The 16,485-nt window shown below is 69.0% G+C and carries 18 protein-coding genes and 2 pseudogenes; 10 read left to right on the top strand and 10 right to left on the bottom strand.

The window, feature by feature from the left end:
* Positions 1-146 precede the first annotated feature (146 nt).
* Positions 147-1,601 (top strand): NCS2 family permease, encoded by a 1,455-nt coding sequence (locus tag ACZ3IC_RS14490; RefSeq protein WP_467416018.1) that lies wholly within the window; start codon positions 147-149, stop codon positions 1,599-1,601.
* Here ACZ3IC_RS14490 and ACZ3IC_RS14485 read toward each other — a convergent pair.
* On the bottom strand, positions 1,594-1,809 hold the full coding sequence (locus ACZ3IC_RS14485) for a ribbon-helix-helix protein, CopG family (protein ID WP_189280946.1): 216 nt from the start codon (positions 1,807-1,809) through the stop codon (positions 1,594-1,596). The two genes, ACZ3IC_RS14490 and ACZ3IC_RS14485, sit on opposite strands and share 8 nt — an antisense overlap.
* A 146-nt stretch (positions 1,810-1,955) precedes the next feature.
* Between ACZ3IC_RS14485 and ACZ3IC_RS14480 the strand changes: the two genes are divergently transcribed.
* Positions 1,956-2,396 (top strand): MarR family winged helix-turn-helix transcriptional regulator, encoded by a 441-nt coding sequence (locus ACZ3IC_RS14480; protein ID WP_467416014.1) that lies wholly within the window; start codon positions 1,956-1,958, stop codon positions 2,394-2,396.
* A 94-nt stretch (positions 2,397-2,490) separates the two neighbouring features.
* The gene (locus ACZ3IC_RS14475; RefSeq protein WP_467416011.1) at positions 2,491-3,825 is read left to right on the top strand and encodes an MFS transporter; all 1,335 of its coding nucleotides are present in this window, start codon (positions 2,491-2,493) and stop codon (positions 3,823-3,825) included.
* A gap of 77 nt (positions 3,826-3,902) precedes the next feature.
* Here the strand turns inward: ACZ3IC_RS14475 and ACZ3IC_RS14470 are convergent, their stop codons facing one another.
* Complete coding sequence (locus ACZ3IC_RS14470) at positions 3,903-4,487, bottom strand: Uma2 family endonuclease (RefSeq protein ID WP_467416008.1); 585 nt, start codon at positions 4,485-4,487, stop codon at positions 3,903-3,905.
* A 100-nt stretch (positions 4,488-4,587) separates the two neighbouring features.
* Here ACZ3IC_RS14470 and thpR point away from each other — a divergent pair, with 100 nt between their 5' ends.
* A complete protein-coding gene (thpR, locus tag ACZ3IC_RS14465; protein WP_467416006.1) occupies positions 4,588-5,160 on the top strand; it encodes an RNA 2',3'-cyclic phosphodiesterase in 573 nt (190 codons plus the stop codon).
* 238 nt (positions 5,161-5,398) lie between these two features.
* Here thpR and pip read toward each other — a convergent pair whose 3' ends face one another.
* A complete protein-coding gene (gene pip, locus ACZ3IC_RS14460; RefSeq protein ID WP_467416004.1) occupies positions 5,399-6,376 on the bottom strand; it encodes a prolyl aminopeptidase in 978 nt (325 codons plus the stop codon).
* Positions 6,377-6,443: 67 nt separating this feature from the next.
* Between pip and ACZ3IC_RS14455 the strand changes: the two genes are divergently transcribed.
* Together ACZ3IC_RS14455 and ACZ3IC_RS14450 are read left to right on the top strand one after the other, a co-directional pair.
* Entirely contained in the window at positions 6,444-6,953 is a 510-nt protein-coding gene (locus ACZ3IC_RS14455) for a hypothetical protein (protein ID WP_467416002.1), read from the top strand.
* Between the two features lie 591 nt (positions 6,954-7,544).
* Complete coding sequence (locus ACZ3IC_RS14450) at positions 7,545-8,396, top strand: putative RNA methyltransferase (RefSeq protein ID WP_467415999.1); 852 nt, start codon at positions 7,545-7,547, stop codon at positions 8,394-8,396.
* Positions 8,397-8,650: 254 nt separating this feature from the next.
* Here ACZ3IC_RS14450 and ACZ3IC_RS14445 read toward each other — a convergent pair whose 3' ends face one another.
* The 5 genes and pseudogenes from ACZ3IC_RS14445 to ACZ3IC_RS14425 all read right to left on the bottom strand — a co-directional run bounded on the left by ACZ3IC_RS14445 (position 8,651) and on the right by ACZ3IC_RS14425 (position 11,525).
* Complete coding sequence (locus tag ACZ3IC_RS14445) at positions 8,651-9,034, bottom strand: VOC family protein (protein ID WP_467415997.1); 384 nt, start codon at positions 9,032-9,034, stop codon at positions 8,651-8,653.
* Between the two features lie 422 nt (positions 9,035-9,456).
* Positions 9,457-9,666 (bottom strand): annotated as a pseudogene (locus tag ACZ3IC_RS14440) (hypothetical protein); the annotation flags it as partial.
* A gap of 5 nt (positions 9,667-9,671) precedes the next feature.
* Entirely contained in the window at positions 9,672-10,064 is a 393-nt protein-coding gene (locus tag ACZ3IC_RS14435) for a hypothetical protein (protein ID WP_467415994.1), read from the bottom strand.
* A gap of 508 nt (positions 10,065-10,572) precedes the next feature.
* The gene (locus ACZ3IC_RS14430) at positions 10,573-10,752 is read right to left on the bottom strand and encodes a DUF397 domain-containing protein (protein ID WP_467415991.1); all 180 of its coding nucleotides are present in this window, start codon (positions 10,750-10,752) and stop codon (positions 10,573-10,575) included.
* Positions 10,749-11,525, bottom strand: coding sequence for a helix-turn-helix domain-containing protein (locus ACZ3IC_RS14425; RefSeq protein ID WP_467415990.1), 777 nt, complete (start codon positions 11,523-11,525; stop codon positions 10,749-10,751). Before ACZ3IC_RS14425 ends, ACZ3IC_RS14430 begins: the two co-directional genes overlap by 4 nt.
* A gap of 118 nt (positions 11,526-11,643) precedes the next feature.
* On the opposite strand from ACZ3IC_RS14425, the pseudogene ACZ3IC_RS14420 reads away from it, so the two are divergent.
* Positions 11,644-12,057: pseudogene (locus tag ACZ3IC_RS14420) on the top strand (hypothetical protein); the annotation flags it as partial.
* 281 nt (positions 12,058-12,338) lie between these two features.
* On the top strand, positions 12,339-12,947 hold the full coding sequence (locus tag ACZ3IC_RS14415; protein WP_467415987.1) for a hypothetical protein: 609 nt from the start codon (positions 12,339-12,341) through the stop codon (positions 12,945-12,947).
* Positions 12,948-12,993: 46 nt separating this feature from the next.
* Here ACZ3IC_RS14415 and ACZ3IC_RS14410 read toward each other — a convergent pair whose 3' ends face one another.
* Together ACZ3IC_RS14410 and ACZ3IC_RS14405 are read right to left on the bottom strand one after the other, a co-directional pair.
* Complete coding sequence (locus ACZ3IC_RS14410) at positions 12,994-13,662, bottom strand: class I SAM-dependent methyltransferase (protein WP_467415986.1); 669 nt, start codon at positions 13,660-13,662, stop codon at positions 12,994-12,996.
* A 54-nt stretch (positions 13,663-13,716) separates the two neighbouring features.
* A complete protein-coding gene (locus tag ACZ3IC_RS14405; RefSeq protein WP_467415984.1) occupies positions 13,717-14,460 on the bottom strand; it encodes a class I SAM-dependent methyltransferase in 744 nt (247 codons plus the stop codon).
* 657 nt (positions 14,461-15,117) lie between these two features.
* On the opposite strand from ACZ3IC_RS14405, the gene ACZ3IC_RS14400 reads away from it, so the two are divergent.
* Together ACZ3IC_RS14400 and ACZ3IC_RS14395 are read left to right on the top strand one after the other, a co-directional pair.
* A complete protein-coding gene (locus ACZ3IC_RS14400) occupies positions 15,118-15,756 on the top strand; it encodes a TetR/AcrR family transcriptional regulator (protein ID WP_467415982.1) in 639 nt (212 codons plus the stop codon).
* Between the two features lie 48 nt (positions 15,757-15,804).
* Positions 15,805-16,464 (top strand): helix-turn-helix domain-containing protein, encoded by a 660-nt coding sequence (locus tag ACZ3IC_RS14395; RefSeq protein ID WP_467415979.1) that lies wholly within the window; start codon positions 15,805-15,807, stop codon positions 16,462-16,464.
* Positions 16,465-16,485: the final 21 nt, after the last annotated feature.

Here is a 16,485-nt window from a genome sequence, read left to right as displayed (position 1 = left end):
TGGGCGGTCCAAGGGTCTACGCGCGGAGATAGCGATCTTCGCCTTATGTATTCATACTGAATCCGCTTGTGGCTGTCCCGAATTATTCGTGTAAAAGTCCAAAGCTGACCACTTTTTCTACTCCCTACGTACGACTGAGGTCATACATGTCCCCCTCGGCCACCGCTTCGGTCGATTCCAAGCAGCCGCCGGCCCCTCAGCCGCGAAACGGCCTGGATCGTTTCTTCAAGATCTCCGAGCGGGGGTCGACGGTTGCGCGAGAGATCCGCGGCGGATTCGCCACGTTCTTCGCCATGGCGTACATCATCGTGCTGAATCCGATCATTCTCGGCAGTGCGAAGGACATGTACGGACACCAGCTCGACGGTGGCCAGCTGGTCACCGCCACGGTGCTGACCGCCGCGTTCTCCACGCTCCTGATGGGCGTCATCGGCAATGTGCCGATCGCGCTGGCCGCCGGACTCGGCGTCAACACCGTCGTGGCCCTCCAGCTCGCCCCCAGGATGAGCTGGCCGGACGCGATGGGCATGGTCGTTCTCGCGGGCTTCGTCGTCATGCTGCTGGTCGCGACCGGGCTGCGCGAACGCGTGATGAACGCCGTACCGACATCGCTCCGCAAGGGCATCGCGATCGGTATCGGTCTCTTCATCCTGCTGATCGGCCTGGTCGACTCGGGCTTCGTCTCCCGCATCCCGGACGCCGCGCACACCACAGTGCCGCTCCAGCTCGGCGGTGACGGCCACCTCAACGGCTGGCCGGTCCTGGTCTTCGTCCTCGGTACGCTGCTGACCCTCGCGCTGATCGTCCGCAAGGTACCGGGCGCGATCCTGATCTCCATCGTCGCCATGACGGTTGTCGCGATGATCATCGACGCGATCGCCGATCTGCCGAGCGGGGCCTGGGGTCTGACCGTTCCGCAGTGGCCGGGCAACCCGGTCGCCACCCCCGACTTCGGGCTGATCGGCGAGGTCAGCCTGTTCGGCGGCTTCGAGGAGGTCGGTGTGCTCACCGGCATCCTGTTCGTCTTCACCGTGCTGCTGTCCTGCTTCTTCGACGCGATGGGCACCATCCTCGGCGTCGGCGACGAGGCCAAGCTGACGGACAAGGACGGCAAGTTCCCCGGCATCAACAAGGTGCTGTTCGTGGACGGCATCGCGGTCGCCGCGGGCGGTGCGAGCTCCTCCTCCGCCTCGACCTGCTTCGTGGAGTCCACGGCGGGTGTCGGTGAGGGTGCGCGCACAGGCCTCGCGAGCGTCGTGACGGGTCTGCTGTTCACCGTGTCGCTGTTCCTGACGCCGCTGGCGACCATGGTCCCGTCGCAGGCGGCCACCCCGGCGCTGCTGGCGGTCGGCTTCCTGATCATCGCGGGTTCGGTGCGGGACATCGACTGGAGCGATTACACGCTCGCCATCCCGGCCTTCCTGGCCATGGTGATGATGCCGTTCACCTACTCGATCACCAACGGCATCGGCATCGGCTTCATCGCCTTCTCCGTGCTGCGGGTGGCGGCCGGGCGCTGGCGCGAGGTGCCGGTGGCCATGTACGCGGTGTCGGCGGTCTTCGTCTTCTACTACGCGATGCCGGCCCTCGGCCTCACGTGACCTCTTCCGCCCTGATCCCCGCGGTCCCTTCCGAACCGTAGAACTTCTCCGTCTCGTCGACGGCCGCCTTGAAGCGCTCGTCGAAGTCATCGCGAATGAGCGTCCGGACGACATAGTCCTGGACGCTCATTCCGCGTTTGGCGGCATGCTGCCGGAGCCGGTCGAGCAGCTCACCGTCTATCCGCAGGCTGAGCACAGTCGATCCCATGGCAAGCAAGGGTTACGGTCCACGAGGTCGTTTCGCGTCACTTTCCGGATGCGACTCACTCGTTCGGGTGATCGATTAGGTGATGTGGCTCTCGCGCGTGTAACACGAATGGTCTTTAGGGTAGGTAATGAGGTACGCTAATAAACATGCCTGACCTGATCCACGACGGCGACAGTGCGGCCGCCGTGAGCTCCCTTCGTTCCGCCGTGATGCTGCTCAGCCGGCGCCTGAAGCACCAGCGCGTCGACGAGTCGCTGAGCCCCACCGAGATGTCGGTGCTCGGCACACTCGCCCATTGCGGTTCGGCCACGCCCGGTGAGCTGGCACGCAAGGAGCATGTGCAGCCCCCGTCGATGACTCGCATCGTCGCGCTGCTGGAAGCAAAGGGACTGGTCAGGCTGGAACCGCACCCCGATGACCGTCGCCAGAAGATGGTCAGCCAGACCGAGCAGGCGGAAGCCATGCTGGAGGAGAGCCGCTCCAAGCGGAACGCCTGGCTGACCACCCTCGCCGAGGGCCTGGACGAGGACGAGTGGGAGACGCTGCGCAAGGCGGCGCCCGTGCTGGAGAAGCTCGCCCACCTGTAGCGGAGCGGACCGCCGGACCGCAGCCGGCGCACCGCCCGCACCGCCGCATCCCCGTCAGTCAGCGAAATGTATGCGCCCGAGGAGGCGAACCCTTTTGAGTACGGGATCCGGAGCAGACTCCGCCCCCGCACCGACTTCCACCCACGAGAGCAAGCCCGGCGGGACCTTCTCGTCGCTGAAGATCCGCAACTACCGCCTGTTCGCCACGGGCGCCGTGATCTCCAACACCGGTACCTGGATGTCCCGCATCACGCAGGACTGGCTCGTCCTGAGCCTCACCGGGTCCGCCACCGCCGTCGGCATCACCACGGCCCTCCAGTTTCTTCCGATGCTCCTCTTCGGCCTGTACGGCGGCGTCATCGCCGACCGCCTCCCGAAGCGGAAGCTTCTTCTCGTCAGCCAGGCGGCCCTCGGCCTGTGCGGGATCGCCCTCGCGGTGCTCACGCTCTCCGGTGTCGTCCAGGTGTGGCACGTCTACCTCATCGCGTTCCTGCTCGGCATGGTGACGGTCGTCGACAACCCGGCCCGTCAGTCGTTCGTCTCCGAGATGGTCGGCCCCGACCAGCTGCGCAACGCGGTCAGTCTCAACTCGGCGAACTTCCAGTCCGCCCGGCTCATCGGCCCCGCCGTCGCGGGTGTCCTGATCACCACGGTCGGCAGCGGCTGGGCCTTCATGCTCAACGGCCTGTCCTTCGTGGCCCCGCTGATCGGCCTGATGCTGATGCGTACGAGTGAGCTGCACAAGACCGCCGTCGTGCCACGCGCCAAGGGTCAGCTGCGGGAGGGCCTGCGCTATGTCTCCGGCCGCCCCGAGCTGATGTGGCCGATCGTCCTGGTCGGCTTCGTCGGCACGTTCGGGTTCAACTTCCCGATCTGGCTCACCGCCTTCGCGGACGAGATCTTCCACGGCGACGCCGGGATGTACTCGTTCTTCAACATCCTCATGGCGGCCGGCTCCCTCGCCGGCGCCCTGCTCGCCGCCCGCCGTCGCTCCTCGCGGCTGCGGCTGCTGGTGGCCGCGGCCGCGGTGTTCGGTCTGCTGGAGATCGTCGCGGCCCTGTCGCCGTCCGTCTGGCTCTTCGCGATCCTGCTGGTCCCGATCGGCATGATCGGCCTGACGACCAACATCATCGCGAACACGAGCGTCCAGATGGGCGCCGACCCGGCGATGCGCGGCCGGGTCATGAGCCTGTACATGATGGTCTTCGCCGGTGGTACGCCCGTGGGCGCCCCGATCGTCGGCTGGATCAGCGACGCCTACGGGGTCCGTACGGGCATGGTGGTCGGCGGGGCGTTTTCCCTGGTGGCCGCGCTCGGCGTCGGCTTCATGCTGGCCCGCGTGGGCGGCCTTCGCCTCAAGGTCGACCTCCGGCCGGGCCGCCCGCACCTGCGGTTCGTCCGGCGCGAACAGCTGGCCACGGCGGCCTGAGGGCCGGTCGTACAGCACGTGCCACGGGCCCCGACCGGTATCGACCGGTCGGGGCCCGTGGCACGTACGGGGACGTGTCAGTCGCGGGGGAACCCGCCCGTCTCCAGGCGGAGGCCCACAAGGGTCGCGGTGAGGTCGATCGGGGTGCCGAAGTCGAGGCTCAGCACGCTGCGGTACTCGTCGTCCTTCGGGAGCGTGTGGAGGTGCCACGTGCCGGTGTACGGGTCGACGATGACGTACACGGGTACGTCGGCGGTGGCATACGTGGCCTTCTTCGACCCGTAGTCGTTGGCGGCGGTGTTCTTGGAGATCACCTCGGCCACGAACTCGATGTCCTGGTAGCGGCAGCGGCCGTTGGCGTCCTCGGTGGCATCCTCGGCCAGGGCGACTACGTCGCAAGCGAAGCCGTTGAGGAGGCCTGGGAAGTCGATACGCACGTCGGACAGCAAACTCTCCCGCGGGTACCTTGCGCGCAGCTGTTCGATGATGTCGAGAATGATCCGCCAGTGTGTGCGCCGCTGCGGCGACATGTAGATGTTCCCCTCGACGATCTCGACCTTGAATCCCTCGGGGGTGGGCTCAAGCCACTCGAACATCATGTCCAGAGTGCGCTCGTCGCTGATGTCGGCCATCTCGATCCTGTCGGTGTCCACGACGGTCATCGTGCCGCTCCTCCCCGCTGCCGCGCGGGCGCGGGGCAGCCGCGTAGTACAACGATACGCACGGAGCCCGGGCACGCCGTTACGGTGCGACACTCTGCCCATGAGCCGCCTCAGACTCTTTGTCGCCGTGTCGCCGCCCGACCGGGCGCTCCAGGAACTGCGCCGTGCCGTCGACCCGCTGCGCGCGCTCCCCGGTGCCGGGAGACTGCGCTGGACCGGTACGCCCAGCTGGCACTTCACGCTCGCGTTCCTCGGGGACGTGGACGAGGAGGTGCTGCCGGAGCTGCGTGCGCGCCTCGAACGGGCGGCCTGCCGTACCGAGTCCTTCCCGTTGCGCATCCACGGCGCCGGCCGGTTCGGCGGGCGGGTGCTGTGGGTGGGGGCCGCGGGAGGGATCGATACGCTGCGGCTCCTCGCCGAACGCGCGGACGCCGCCGCCCGCCGCGCCGGCATCCCGATGGAGGAACACCGCCGCTACAGCGCGCACCTCACCCTCGCCCGCAGCCGCACCGACGCCGACCTGCGCCCCTTCGTCGAGGCTCTCGGAGGCTTCGAGGGCACCCCGTGGGAGGTCGGTGAGGTCGCCCTCGTACGCAGCAACCTGCCGGTCTCCGGGGTGCCGGGCGAGCAGCCGCGATACGAGGCGATCGCATCCTGGTCGCTGGGCCACTGAGATGGGCGGTTAGGCTCGGAGGGTGGATCCGAAGACCAGAAACCGCATCATGGCCGCCGTGCTCGTGCTGATGTTCGCCGTCGTCGCCGTGGCAGGCGCCCTCGGAGCGTGACGTCAGCGGCCGTGTCGCAGGCGGCCAGTCCGGCGACGGAGACGCCCCAGCGGCCGGCGCGCAGCGAGACCGATGCGGCGGCGGTGTTGCCCGCCGGTCATCGGGCGCCACGAATTCCGCGTTCGTTCACTGCCGGGCAAACCGGTCCAGCGCCGCCAGCACGGCCCTGCTCGTCGCCGCACCACCCAGATGCCCCGCACCGTCGATCACGGTCAGCTCCGCGTCCGGCCACGCCTTCGCCAGCTCCCACGCCGTGATCAACGGCCCGCCCAGGTCGAACCGCCCGTGCACCAGCACACCCGGAATCCCCGCCAGCCGTCCCGCGTCCCGGATCAGTTGCCCCTCCTCCAGCCAGGCGCCGTGGGAGAAGTAGTGCGAGCAGATCCGCACCAGCGCCTGCTGCGCCCGGCCGGGGCGACCGCTGTACGGCGGCGGCCCAGTGTACGACTCCTGGGAGAGCACCGCGTCCTCCCAGGCACACCAGTCGGCCGTCGCCTTCTCGCGTATTTTGGCGTCGGCGCTCTCCGCCCGCCGGGCGTACGCGGCGAGGACGTCCGGGGTCGCGTCCCCCTCGGCCTCCGGCACCCCGGCCCGGAACAGGTCCCACGCCTCGGGGAAGATCCGGCCCACTCCCCGGTACAGCCAGTCGATCTCGGAGCGTCGGGTCGTCGTGACGGCCGGGATCACGATCTCGGAGACCCGCTCCGGGTGCTGCTCGGCGTACGCGAGGATCAGCGTCGAACCCCAGGACCCGCCGTACAGCAGCCAGGTGTCGATCCCCAGGTGGCCACGCAGCCGCTCCATGTCGGCGATCAGCCGGTCGGTCGTGTTGTACCGCATGTCGGTGGCCGGGTCGCTCGCGTGCGGGGTGGAACGGCCGCAGCCCCGTTGGTCGAAGAGGACGACGCGGTAGCGGTCCGGGTCGAAGTACTGCCGGGGCCGCTCGGTGCACCCCGAACCCGGACCGCCGTGCACGACGAGTGCGGGTTTGCCGTCCGGGTTGCCGCACACCTCCCAGTACACGAGGTTGCCTTCCCCGACATCGAGCATGCCGTGCTCGTACGGTTCGATCGGCGGGTACTTCTCGTCGGGCTCGCGGTCCATGGCGCGGTGGCTCCCTCGTGCTCGGCGGGCAAAGGGGCCAGCGTAGGGCGGGCGTAGCCTGACTGCTGTGAATTCCGTACCCCGGGTACTGGCCGTACTCGACGACCTGCTGACCGCCGCCGCCCACGACGCCCGCGGTGCCCTGTGGCAACTGGCCGAGCAGGGGCGCGAGTTGGACGCCAATCTGGTGCGACTCCCGCCCGGATCCGAGGTCGGTGAGCATCAGGAGGACGTCCTGGACGTCCTCCTCGTCGTCGTCGCGGGCAGCGGCCGGGTCGTCACCGGGGGCGGCGGCTCGCTGGAGCTGACCCCGACGACGGCCGTCTGGCTGCCCCGGACGTCCCGCCGCGCCCTGGCCGCGGGGCCGGAGGGCCTGGCCTATGTGACCGTCCACCGCCGGCGCCCCGGCCTGAGCATCAAGCCCCCGCCCGCGTCGTCGGCCGTGCCGTCGGTGGCGTACGAGGGCGGCGAGGCACCCTGCATGCTAGACCGGGTCTGTCCCGAATGCGGCCGGCTCTCGCAGGACCCGGAGCCGGTGTTCTGCAGCCGGTGCGGGGAGCGCTTCGCGGAGCGCTGACCGCGGCGGTATCGCGCGACGCACTGCGCCCCGTGCCGCCGGGAGGAGGCGCGGACATCGTCGGCCGCCCGAGCGGGCGCGCACGCGCAGCAGTCTCCCCGCACCCCCTGGCGCGCACGCGTCGCCGCCCTCGCGAAGCACCCGGCCGGGACCGCCGGGTCTGCCGAGACCGCCCCCGGACTCCTGACTCCGACCTGAGCCGCAAAGCGGCCGCGGGGTAGCTTCCGGATGCTCAGGTCTCCCGTTTCCCTCCCGCCGACCGCCTTGTTGGGCCGAACGAGTGAGGTCAGGGGCGAGAAGAGGGGCCCGGCTTGCCGGGCGCGGCGACCTACGTAGTGTCTCTCAACTTCGGCTGGCGTAAAGGGCTTCGTCGAGGCTCGTAAACTCATGGCGTGGCATTCATGAGCACCCCGCACTGCTGCTTCCTGTGATTGGAAGACGTTGAGGGCGATGTCGGACGACGTCGCCCTCCTTGGTGTGCCTGCTACGTGAACCACGTTCCCGGCGCTGCCTGTTCCTTCCTGAGGCAGTGACCTTTCGTGCGCCCGTGCAGGCACGGTCTCTTCCCTTCGCCCTTGCCAGGAGTGCCTCGTGCCCGTGTTGCTTCCCCCTGCCCTCGAACTGTCCCTGGACCTGCTGCGCTGCCCGACGTGCCGCACGCGCCGCCTGCACCCCGACCGCGGTGCACTGCGCTGTCCGGTGGGCCATACCTTCGATATCGCTCGCCACGGTTACGCCGGCCTCCTGACCGGCAACCGTGCCACCAGCGGCGACGACACGGCCATGGTCCAGGCTCGGGACCGCTTCCTGGCCACCGGCAGGTACGCGCCCATCCGCCAAGCCGTGGCCCGCTTGGCGGCCGACTCCTTGCCTGCGCGGGGCACGGTGGTGGACGTCGGGTGCGGCACGGGCTACTACCTGGCCGGCGTTCTCGACCAGCTGCCCGGCGCCCGAGGTCTGGGCCTGGACACGTCGGTGCGCGCGCTGCGCTCAGCAGCCCGAGTCCATGAACGAGCCGCCGCGGCGACCTGGGATGTCTTCCGTCCCTTCCCGATGGCTGACGAGGTGGCTGACGTGGTGTTGGACGTGTTCGCCCCGCGCAATCCAGCCGAGTTCCACCGAGTACTCCGCTCGGCCGGCCGACTGATCGTGGTCCGTCCTACTGGGCGGCACCTTGCCGAGCTGCGCGGCCGGGTGCCTGCGATGGTGACGATCGACCCGGCCAAGGAACAGCGCCTGCACCGGGCGCTGGCCCCCTATTTCGAGGCCGTCGTCACCGAACAGGTGGAGTACTCGATGGCCCTGGTCAGGCCGGAAGCCCTGGACTTGGTGGGGATGACGCCGAGCGCACGCCACTTGAGCCGTGCAGACCTGAACGACGACGGCCTTCTGCCCGACCGGGTCACTGTCTCGGTGCTGGCCACTGCCTACAAGCCTCGGTGACTACGAGCGGGCGCCTGCGCCTGCTGACCGACGAGCAGTGAGCACGTCTGGTGCCCTGTCGTCCCCGCACATTGGGAAGACAGGACGCCCGTTCGCCGACCACCGTCGCATCATTCGGCCGCTCGCGCGGCGGGCTGCGGGGCAAAAGCCCATGTCCCTCGTGATCACGGCCGGGCAGCGGGGTCTCGTCGCGGCCATCAACGACTGGCTGTGACCAGCTGTCGTACGAAACCGGCCAGGACGGCGCGTGAGCGTCAGGCATGCACGGCGGCTCGGTCGGACTCACTGCGCAGAACGCAGAATTCGTTGCCTTCAGGGTCGGCAAGGACTGCCCAGCCTGAACCATCGGGATTCCGGTGATCGGCGACAAAGGTGGCGCCGAGGCCCAGCAGCCGGTCCACCTCCTGATCGCGCGAGGTCTCAGGGCGCAAACACAGATGGATCCGGTTCTTGATCGTCTTAGCCTCGGGCACCTGATTGAAATACAGCACCGGGCCCTCCGTCAGCAGCACCTGAGTCTCCAGATCACCCGGTTTGTCCTCCGGATGCAGCGGACGGCCAGTCGCACTGCTCCAGAACCGGGCCAGCTCGTAGGCATCCGCACAGTCAATCGCCACGTTCTGCAATACCGAGACCATGCGCGCGAGCCTTCCTGATCTCCACGCCAACTGCCACCGAGTTGCGCTCATTCTTCGCGCACACAGCTCAGGCACCTGGCAGCACTTTCGAACCCGACCCCGCCGACCCCGTCGCAACGTCATCACCCCCACCGGCCGCCGCCTGGAGCGCCTCGACACGCTCATCGCTGACGCTCAGCGCGAACTCACCTGTGTGCTCACCCTGACTGAGCATCACCTACCCTCGCGCCGCCGCCCGCACGACGCGCAGTAGCCCGTCCGCCCGCGCTGTCCCGAGCTTCGCCCCCACCGCCGACGGCCCCTCGGGGCGGGCATCCTCTGCGTTTGTCGGGGTGCCGGCGCTGATCGGGCAACGCTGATCGGGCCGACCTGGCCGCTGGACTTGGCGCTCACTGCTCACTGCTCACTGCTCACTGCTCGTGCACGTTCCAGCCGCGAGCTTCCAGGCCGGCGCGGAGCGTGGCGGCGATGTCGGCCATGGGCGCCGGGCTCTCGGTGGCGACATCGAGGTCCTGGCTGGGGCGGGTCACGAGGCGGTGCGCCCGCACGGCGTATCCACCGGTGAGAACCAGTGGATACGGGGAACCGAGGGCGATCACGTCCGCCAGGAGCCGCGTGTGCAGCTCCGGCATGTCCGTCACGCGGCTGCCCGGGTGTGGGAGGCGAGCTGGGGGAAGGTGTCTTCCCATACGGCGCGCACGGTGCGACCGACGAGGGTGCGCAGCACCGGCCATAGCTGGAGGAGCAGGTCCTGGTTGAGGTAGCGGGGCAGGTCGTCGCGCAGGCCCTCGTGCAGGACGGTGCGGTACAGGCCCATGCGCTGGCGAGGCTTGCTCATGTCGTACGAGGTCATCCCTGACCAGGCCATGTGCAGCGGCAGGTCCACGATCCCCTGGGTCGGGCCGTGCAACTCGCCCAACGACTCCGGCAGACGCCGCCGGAACTTCTCCCGGTACAGCGCGAGGTCCTCGGCGACCGCGCCCGAGAGGTCGCTCGGTGTGGGTGCGGGGTGCTGTGGGCTGGAGGGCACGACTCCATCATGGCGGCCGGAGAAGTGGTGAGGGCCGTGATGTGTGAGTCTCAGCGGGGTGCCGGCCTCCCTGCTGGGCCGTTCGCTTTCGGCGCGCTGCTGTGGCGCACCGACCCCGGACCCGCTCTGCTCGTCCGCCCCGACGGCTACACCGCCTGGGCGGTGGCCCCCGGGCCGGGGGCGGGGGTCACGAAGCGCGGTGGGACGGCGTCCTTGACCTCGTTCTCGGCAGCGGCCCAGTCGAACCTGGCAGCGGGGGCGGGGGATTCGGATGCCCCCCGGGGCCGGTGCCTGCCTCGGCACCTCTGGCCGGGGCTTCTCCATGGATGCGGGTGCCTGCGGTGCCTCGGGCGTCCCGGTCCCGTCGCCGGCCGGGGCGGGCATCCGCATCGCCCGCATCATGAGCGCCCGCGCCCCGCGTCCCTGGGCGCGTGCTGCAACGCGATGGCGGCCTCGGCGACGGCAGCCTCGCCCACGGAGCGGGGCCGACAGCGGGCGACGCAGCCGCCTACTGCGCGACGTAGGAGAGGAAGTCGGCCCAGGCGGCGGGGGAGAGGGTGAGAGCAGGGGCGGTGAGGTCCTTGGAGTCGCGGACGTGGACGGTGTGGGGGCACGTGGCGACCTCGACGCAGTTGCCGCCCTGGTCGCCGCTGTAGCTGCTCTTGAACCAGCTGAGGTCGGTGCTCATTCTTCGCCTGCCACCTCTTCGATCAGTTTCATGGACGCCTCCGGGCTGAGCGCCTGCGCTCGCAGAATGCCATACTTCCCGAACAGATCACCCAGGTCAGGCTGTTCAGTGACGAAGAAGCTGCCGCTCTGCCCTTCGACATAGGCAAGACGATTCCGCTCCGCCGTCTCCAGCAGGACGAACGGGCCGTTGAGTCCCGCATGCGTCGTCCGGTCCGGTGCCATCACCTGCACCTGTACGTTCCGCAACTGGGCGACATCAAGAATGTGATGAAGCTGCCTCTTGCGCGCCTGGCGACCCCCGATGGGCCGCGTGAGTGGGTGCAGTTCCAGCACAAAGCCGATGTCTGCCGTCGGCTTGCGGGTCAGTAACTCCTGCCGTTCCAGCCGAGCCGCAACCCGTCCTTCGATTTCGTCATCGTCGAGGGACGGATGGTGGTTGGTGAAGACCGCGCGGGCGTGCTCTTCCGTCTGAAGCAGGCCGGGAACCGCGTGAGTTTCATACTCGTGCCGTGCGGAGGCTCCCGTCTCCACCTCGGCGAACTCCTCGAACCACGAGGGCAAGTGGCTGGCCCGGAATTCTGCCCCCGCTGTCAACAGTGCACCCTGTGCACCCAGCACTTGGTCGGCTCGTGCGACGAAGTTCCCCTTCGGTGTGCGCTCTCCGCGCTCCACCATGGCCACCTGTGACTTGGAGAAGCGGATCTTCCCGCCCAGCGCTTCCTGCGAGAGCCCGGCCCGCTCGCGGAAGAAACGCAACAACGCACCGAACATCGCCGCGTTACCGTTCCCTTGGCCACCGGAGTGCACAACCCCACCTCCCGAGAACATAACCGTGCACAGACGCCCTGTGTCCCTGGTCACGGTAGGTGTCGACCGCGACGCTTTCCGCATGGAACGGAAAAGTTCACTCGGCCCGGTGCCCTCGTGGGTGCCCGCGTCCGGACATGCCCTGCGTCACGTCGGCGTTCACTTCGACGCGGTACGGATCTCCGGCGCACTCGGCGAACAAGTGGCCTACGAGATCATGCAGTTCACCGACTTCCAGGCAGGCCCGATCGTGCGTTCGGGGATCGGCGAGCGCAGCATGTACTTCCTGTTGCCACCGCGAAGCGCCCGCGTACACCGGTGGCCGTCGGGGGCGCAGTTGATGGGGTGCTACGGGCAGAACGCGGCGTTCGTCGGCGTGCCTGCGCTGAACGGGCTGACCTGGCCGCTCGACTGGCGCTCACTGCCCACGGCTGAGGCGCCGTTCGTGGACGCCGGCCTACTGCACGAACTGGTCCTGGGGGTGACGGTCAGGGAGGGTGAGGGCGTGATCCGGCGGCCCGGAGCTTTCTCGGGATCACCGGGCGGGCGTACCAGAAGGCCAAGAAGCAGCTGACCGAGCACGGTTTCGTGCATGAGCGGCGGCGGCAGGTGGGGCGGGGGCACTGGGCCACCGATCAGCTCTGCTCGAACGTCCCCCTCACGGTGGACCAGGCCCTGCGGATCCAGGACGGGCCGGTGGTGGCGCCTGGGCCGCGACCGAGTGCGCAGGAACGGGCGGTCGGTCGGCCGGGGACTCGGACGGTCGGTGACTTACCGGTGGAAGAAGAACCTGAGAAGAACTGTCCCCACCCACCCTCCGAAGCCGAGCCGGAGCCCGCGCCCGAGCCTGACGGCGACCCCGACCCCGAACTGAACGTGTCGGAACGGCTCCTGCTGTCACTGCGGCACACAACACCCCAGCTGTACCTGGGAGTCCGGGAAGCCCGGGGACTCGCTGGACTTGCCGCGGAGTGGCTGCGGCGCGGCATCACGACCGCCGACCTGCGACGGGTCCTGACCAGCGAACTGCCCCCGGAGGGCGTGCGATCAGCGGTCGGATTCCTGCGCCACCGCCTCGTACAGAAACTCCCGGAGCCTCCGGCACCCGCCACTCCGTCCCGTCCTGCGGCGCCGCCCCTCGTCGGGCCGCTCGTCCTGTGCGCCGGTCCCGGCGAGGATCACGTCTTCCGGGCGGCGGGGGACGAGACGCACTGCGCCCCGTGCCGCCGGGAGGAGGCGCGGACATCGTGGGCCGCCCGAGCGGGCGCGCACGCGCAGCAGTCTCCCCGCGTCCCCTGGCGCGCACGCGTCGCCGCCCTCGCGAAGCACCCGGCCGGGACCGCCGGGACCGCCGGGACCAGCCCCGGACTCCTCACTCCGACCTGAGCCGCAAAGCGGCCGCGCGGACAAGTCATCTCAGGGGGCCAGGAAGTCAAGCTGGCTCCTCGGTAGTCGGCTTGTAGGCCAGGAAACTGGCGAACTTCCAGTTCAGTTCCTCGTCGGGCTCCTGCGCCAGCTGAGCGGTGATGGTGAATTCGGCCTGGTTCAGCAGCTCAGCGAGCTGGTGTGTGGGCAGCCGATACGACGCGTAGGACACGGGGTGGCTGCCATAGGCGTGGGTCGGACGGCGGTGCTCACCGGTGCCTACGTGGCCAGCGAGGAGGAGATGTCCGCCGGGTGCCAGGGTGCGGTGGAACTCGGCAAACACGACCGGCAGCAGCTCCGGAGGTGTGTGGTGGGTGGAGTAGTACGCCAGGATGCCGCCGAGCGTGTCGTCCTCGATCTCCAGCGCGGTCATGGAGCCCACGGAGAAGCACAGGTCCGGATAAGTGCTTCGGGCCAGTTCGATCATCTTTGGGGACACATCGATGCCGAATGCAGGAACCCCGAGTCCGGCCATGTGCGCCGTCACTCTTCCGGGTCCGCAGCCCAGGTCCGCGACCGGTCCTCGGTCAGATGCCTGCACCAGCTCGGCGAAGGCGGTCAGCATCGAGCGTGACAGGGGGTCCAGCTCAGACGGGGTCTTGACGAGGGCGGCGTAGTCGTCGGCCACGGTGTCGTATGACTCCCGGACCGCGGCAAGGTAGGAAGGCTCAGTCACACGGTGAATCTAGACGGGTGCACTGACAGCGCCTGGGCAGCAGGAAATCGCTTGTCAGGACTCGGCGGTTCGGCGGAACAGGGCCGTCCAGAGGAAGGGCTCACCGAAGCGCGAGGACTCGGGCGGTTCGTCGCGCATGCGGCGCAGCTCGATCTCCGTCAGACCGGAGAAGATCCGGCGCAACGACTCCGGCGTGTACGCGAGACCGCCCTGCAGCCCGCCCCGTTCGTAGAAGGCGGCGTCGGGGAGTTCGGAGCCCATGCCCCCCTCACCGGCCGCGAAGCAGCTGAGGGCGAAGAGGCCGCCGGGGGACAGGACGTCGTCGAGGAGGCGGAGGTAGCTGATGCGGCGGTGGGGCGGCAGGTGGTGGAAGCAGCCGGAGTCGTGGATCAGGTCGTACGGGCCGGCCAGCTCGGTCGCCGTGAGGGTGAAGGCGTCGCCGCAGTGGAATCGGATGTCGGCCCCCGCCTCGCGGGCACGGTCCTCGGCCCATGTGATGGCCGCCCGGGACAGGTCCACCGCGTCGACCTCGAAGCCCAGGGAGGCGAGGTAGAGGGCGTTGCGGCCCGGTCCACAGCCCAGGTCGAGGGCGCGGCCCGGGGTGATCAGACCGCGGTCCACGTACGAGACGAGGTTCTCGTCGGGCTTCGCCACGAAGAACGGGATGGGCTTGGTCCGGTCCGCGTAGAAGCTGTCCCACCAGGAGGCCCCGTCTGCCGTCCAACGGTCGGCCTCCTGTGTGAACAGGCCGTCCAGGAGACTGAGTACGTCGTCCACCGTGCGTATGTTCCGGTCCATGCGGACCCCCTCTCCAGAAGAGAAATCGTAGATCCGCTCGGTGCGGCAAGCCAGTTCGGCGCCCTCCGGCAAAGGCCGTCGGGGCTTCCTGGTGACCCGGGGCGGGTGGGGCGGTAACCCCCCTCGTGTGTGGTCTCTTTGTGTGCGCAAGCACCCGTGGGGTGGCGTGAAGGGGGTGGCTTCGGTTCCGCCGGCGCCTGTTCTTCGGTGGGGCCCCGTGCTCCTGGTGCGCCGACTCGAAGGACGCTTCGTACGCGTCATACGTCGAGCTGTCCTCCGCCTTCACGAACGCCTCGTCGCTGTAGCGCAGGAAGTTGAACGTTTGCATGGCCGGGGAGTTGTACGTGTGGGCGAGTGATCGCCGGTTCGGGCGGAAGGTGTGCGGACCCGGCCGGTTTGTGTGACCGGCGCACTAGGGTCCGTGGTTGTGAAGCCGGTGGTACGGGTCATGGTGCTGCCGACGCCCGTGCAGGCGTCGGCGCTTGAGGCAACCCTGACCGCCTGCGAGCCCGGAACCTCGGTCCCGGGTCATTGGCGCGGTAGTAGCAACGGTTCGTTGGGCAATCGGACTTGACCGACGCGCCGCCCTACGTGTGCCCGAGTGCGGGGCGGAGCGTGGAGAGTGGGGGCAGCGGTACGGACGGCTAAGGAGGACCGATGGTGGGTGTCGTGGCGAACCGGCGGAGCGGGACGGTCGGACAGGTCATGGAGGGGCCGGGGGCGCGGGACCGAATCCTGTCGGTCGGGCGCCAGTTGTTCGCCGCGTACGGGTACGCGCACACGACCGTCGAGGATTTGTGCGCTCAGGCGAAGGTGCCCGTCCACGTCTTCCAGCAGGAGTTCGTCTCGCGGGAGGTGCTCCTGATGGCGATCTACGACGAGGTGGCGACCTACGGGCTGCGCGCCGCCGAGAACGCCCTGATGGCCGAGGGCATGGAGGACTGCCCGACGACGGAACGGGTCCGGCTGCTCTTCGAGGCCTATGTGAAGGCGGTCACCGAGGACCCGTGCGCGGCCCGGGTGGCGTTCGTCGAAGTGCTCGGGGTGAGCCGGGAGGTGGACAACCACCTCGCGACATGGCGGGCGATGTGGATCGAGTTCCTGACCTCCGAGGCCGAGCGTGCCGTGCGACGGGGCGAGGCGGTGGCGAGCGACCACACCGTGACCGTCACGGTGCTGAACCACTCGGTGGACGAACTCATGGCCCATCACGGCCGCCGCCCCAGGCAGGTCGACGCCGAGTGGCTGACCGATGAGCTGACCCGTCTCTCACTGGCCATGATCCTGCCGTCCTGACACACCCTGTTGCCGGGACGGCAGCCCGGGACGGCAAATAATGGAGACATGCAAGAAGCCGGGGAGCGCGGAGAGCGCGAAGAGCGCGGAGAACGTGCGGACGACGAGTTCTCTGCCGTCCTGACAGGCGTCGGGCCTCGGCTGCGCGCCCTGCGCCAGGAACGCGGCACGACCCTGGCGCAGCTCAGCGAGACGACCGGGATCTCCCTCAGCACCCTCTCGCGCCTGGAATCGGGTGGCCGCAAACCCACGCTCGAACTGTTGCTGCCACTGGCCAAGGCGTACGGGGTGCAGTTGGACGAACTCGTCGGCGCACCCGCCACCGGCGATCCACGTATCCATTTCCGCCCCTTCACCCGGGACGGCATGACCTTCGTGCCGCTCACCCGGCACCTCGGCGGGCTGCACGCGTACAAGCAGATCCTGCCCGGCGGTCGCGGGGCGACGGGGCCGCTGGAGCAGCGGGTGCACGAGGGGTACGAGTGGGTGTACGTACTGGCGGGGCGGCTGCGGCTGGTGCTGGGCGAGCACGATCTGGTGCTCACGGCCGGTGAGGTCGCCGAGTTCGACACGCGTACGCCGCATGCGTGGGCCAGTGCCGGGCCCGATCCGGTCGAATTTCTCAGCCTGTTCGGGCAGCAGGGGGAGCGGATGCATGTGAGGGCCCGGCCCACGGGGCGGAGCGCTGAGGTGCCGGAAGCCCGGTGACGGGCGGATTCTCAGAGACGG

This window comes from Streptomyces sp. NPDC002958 (genome assembly GCF_055563255.1).
This window is presented reverse-complemented; position numbering and strand designations above follow the sequence as displayed.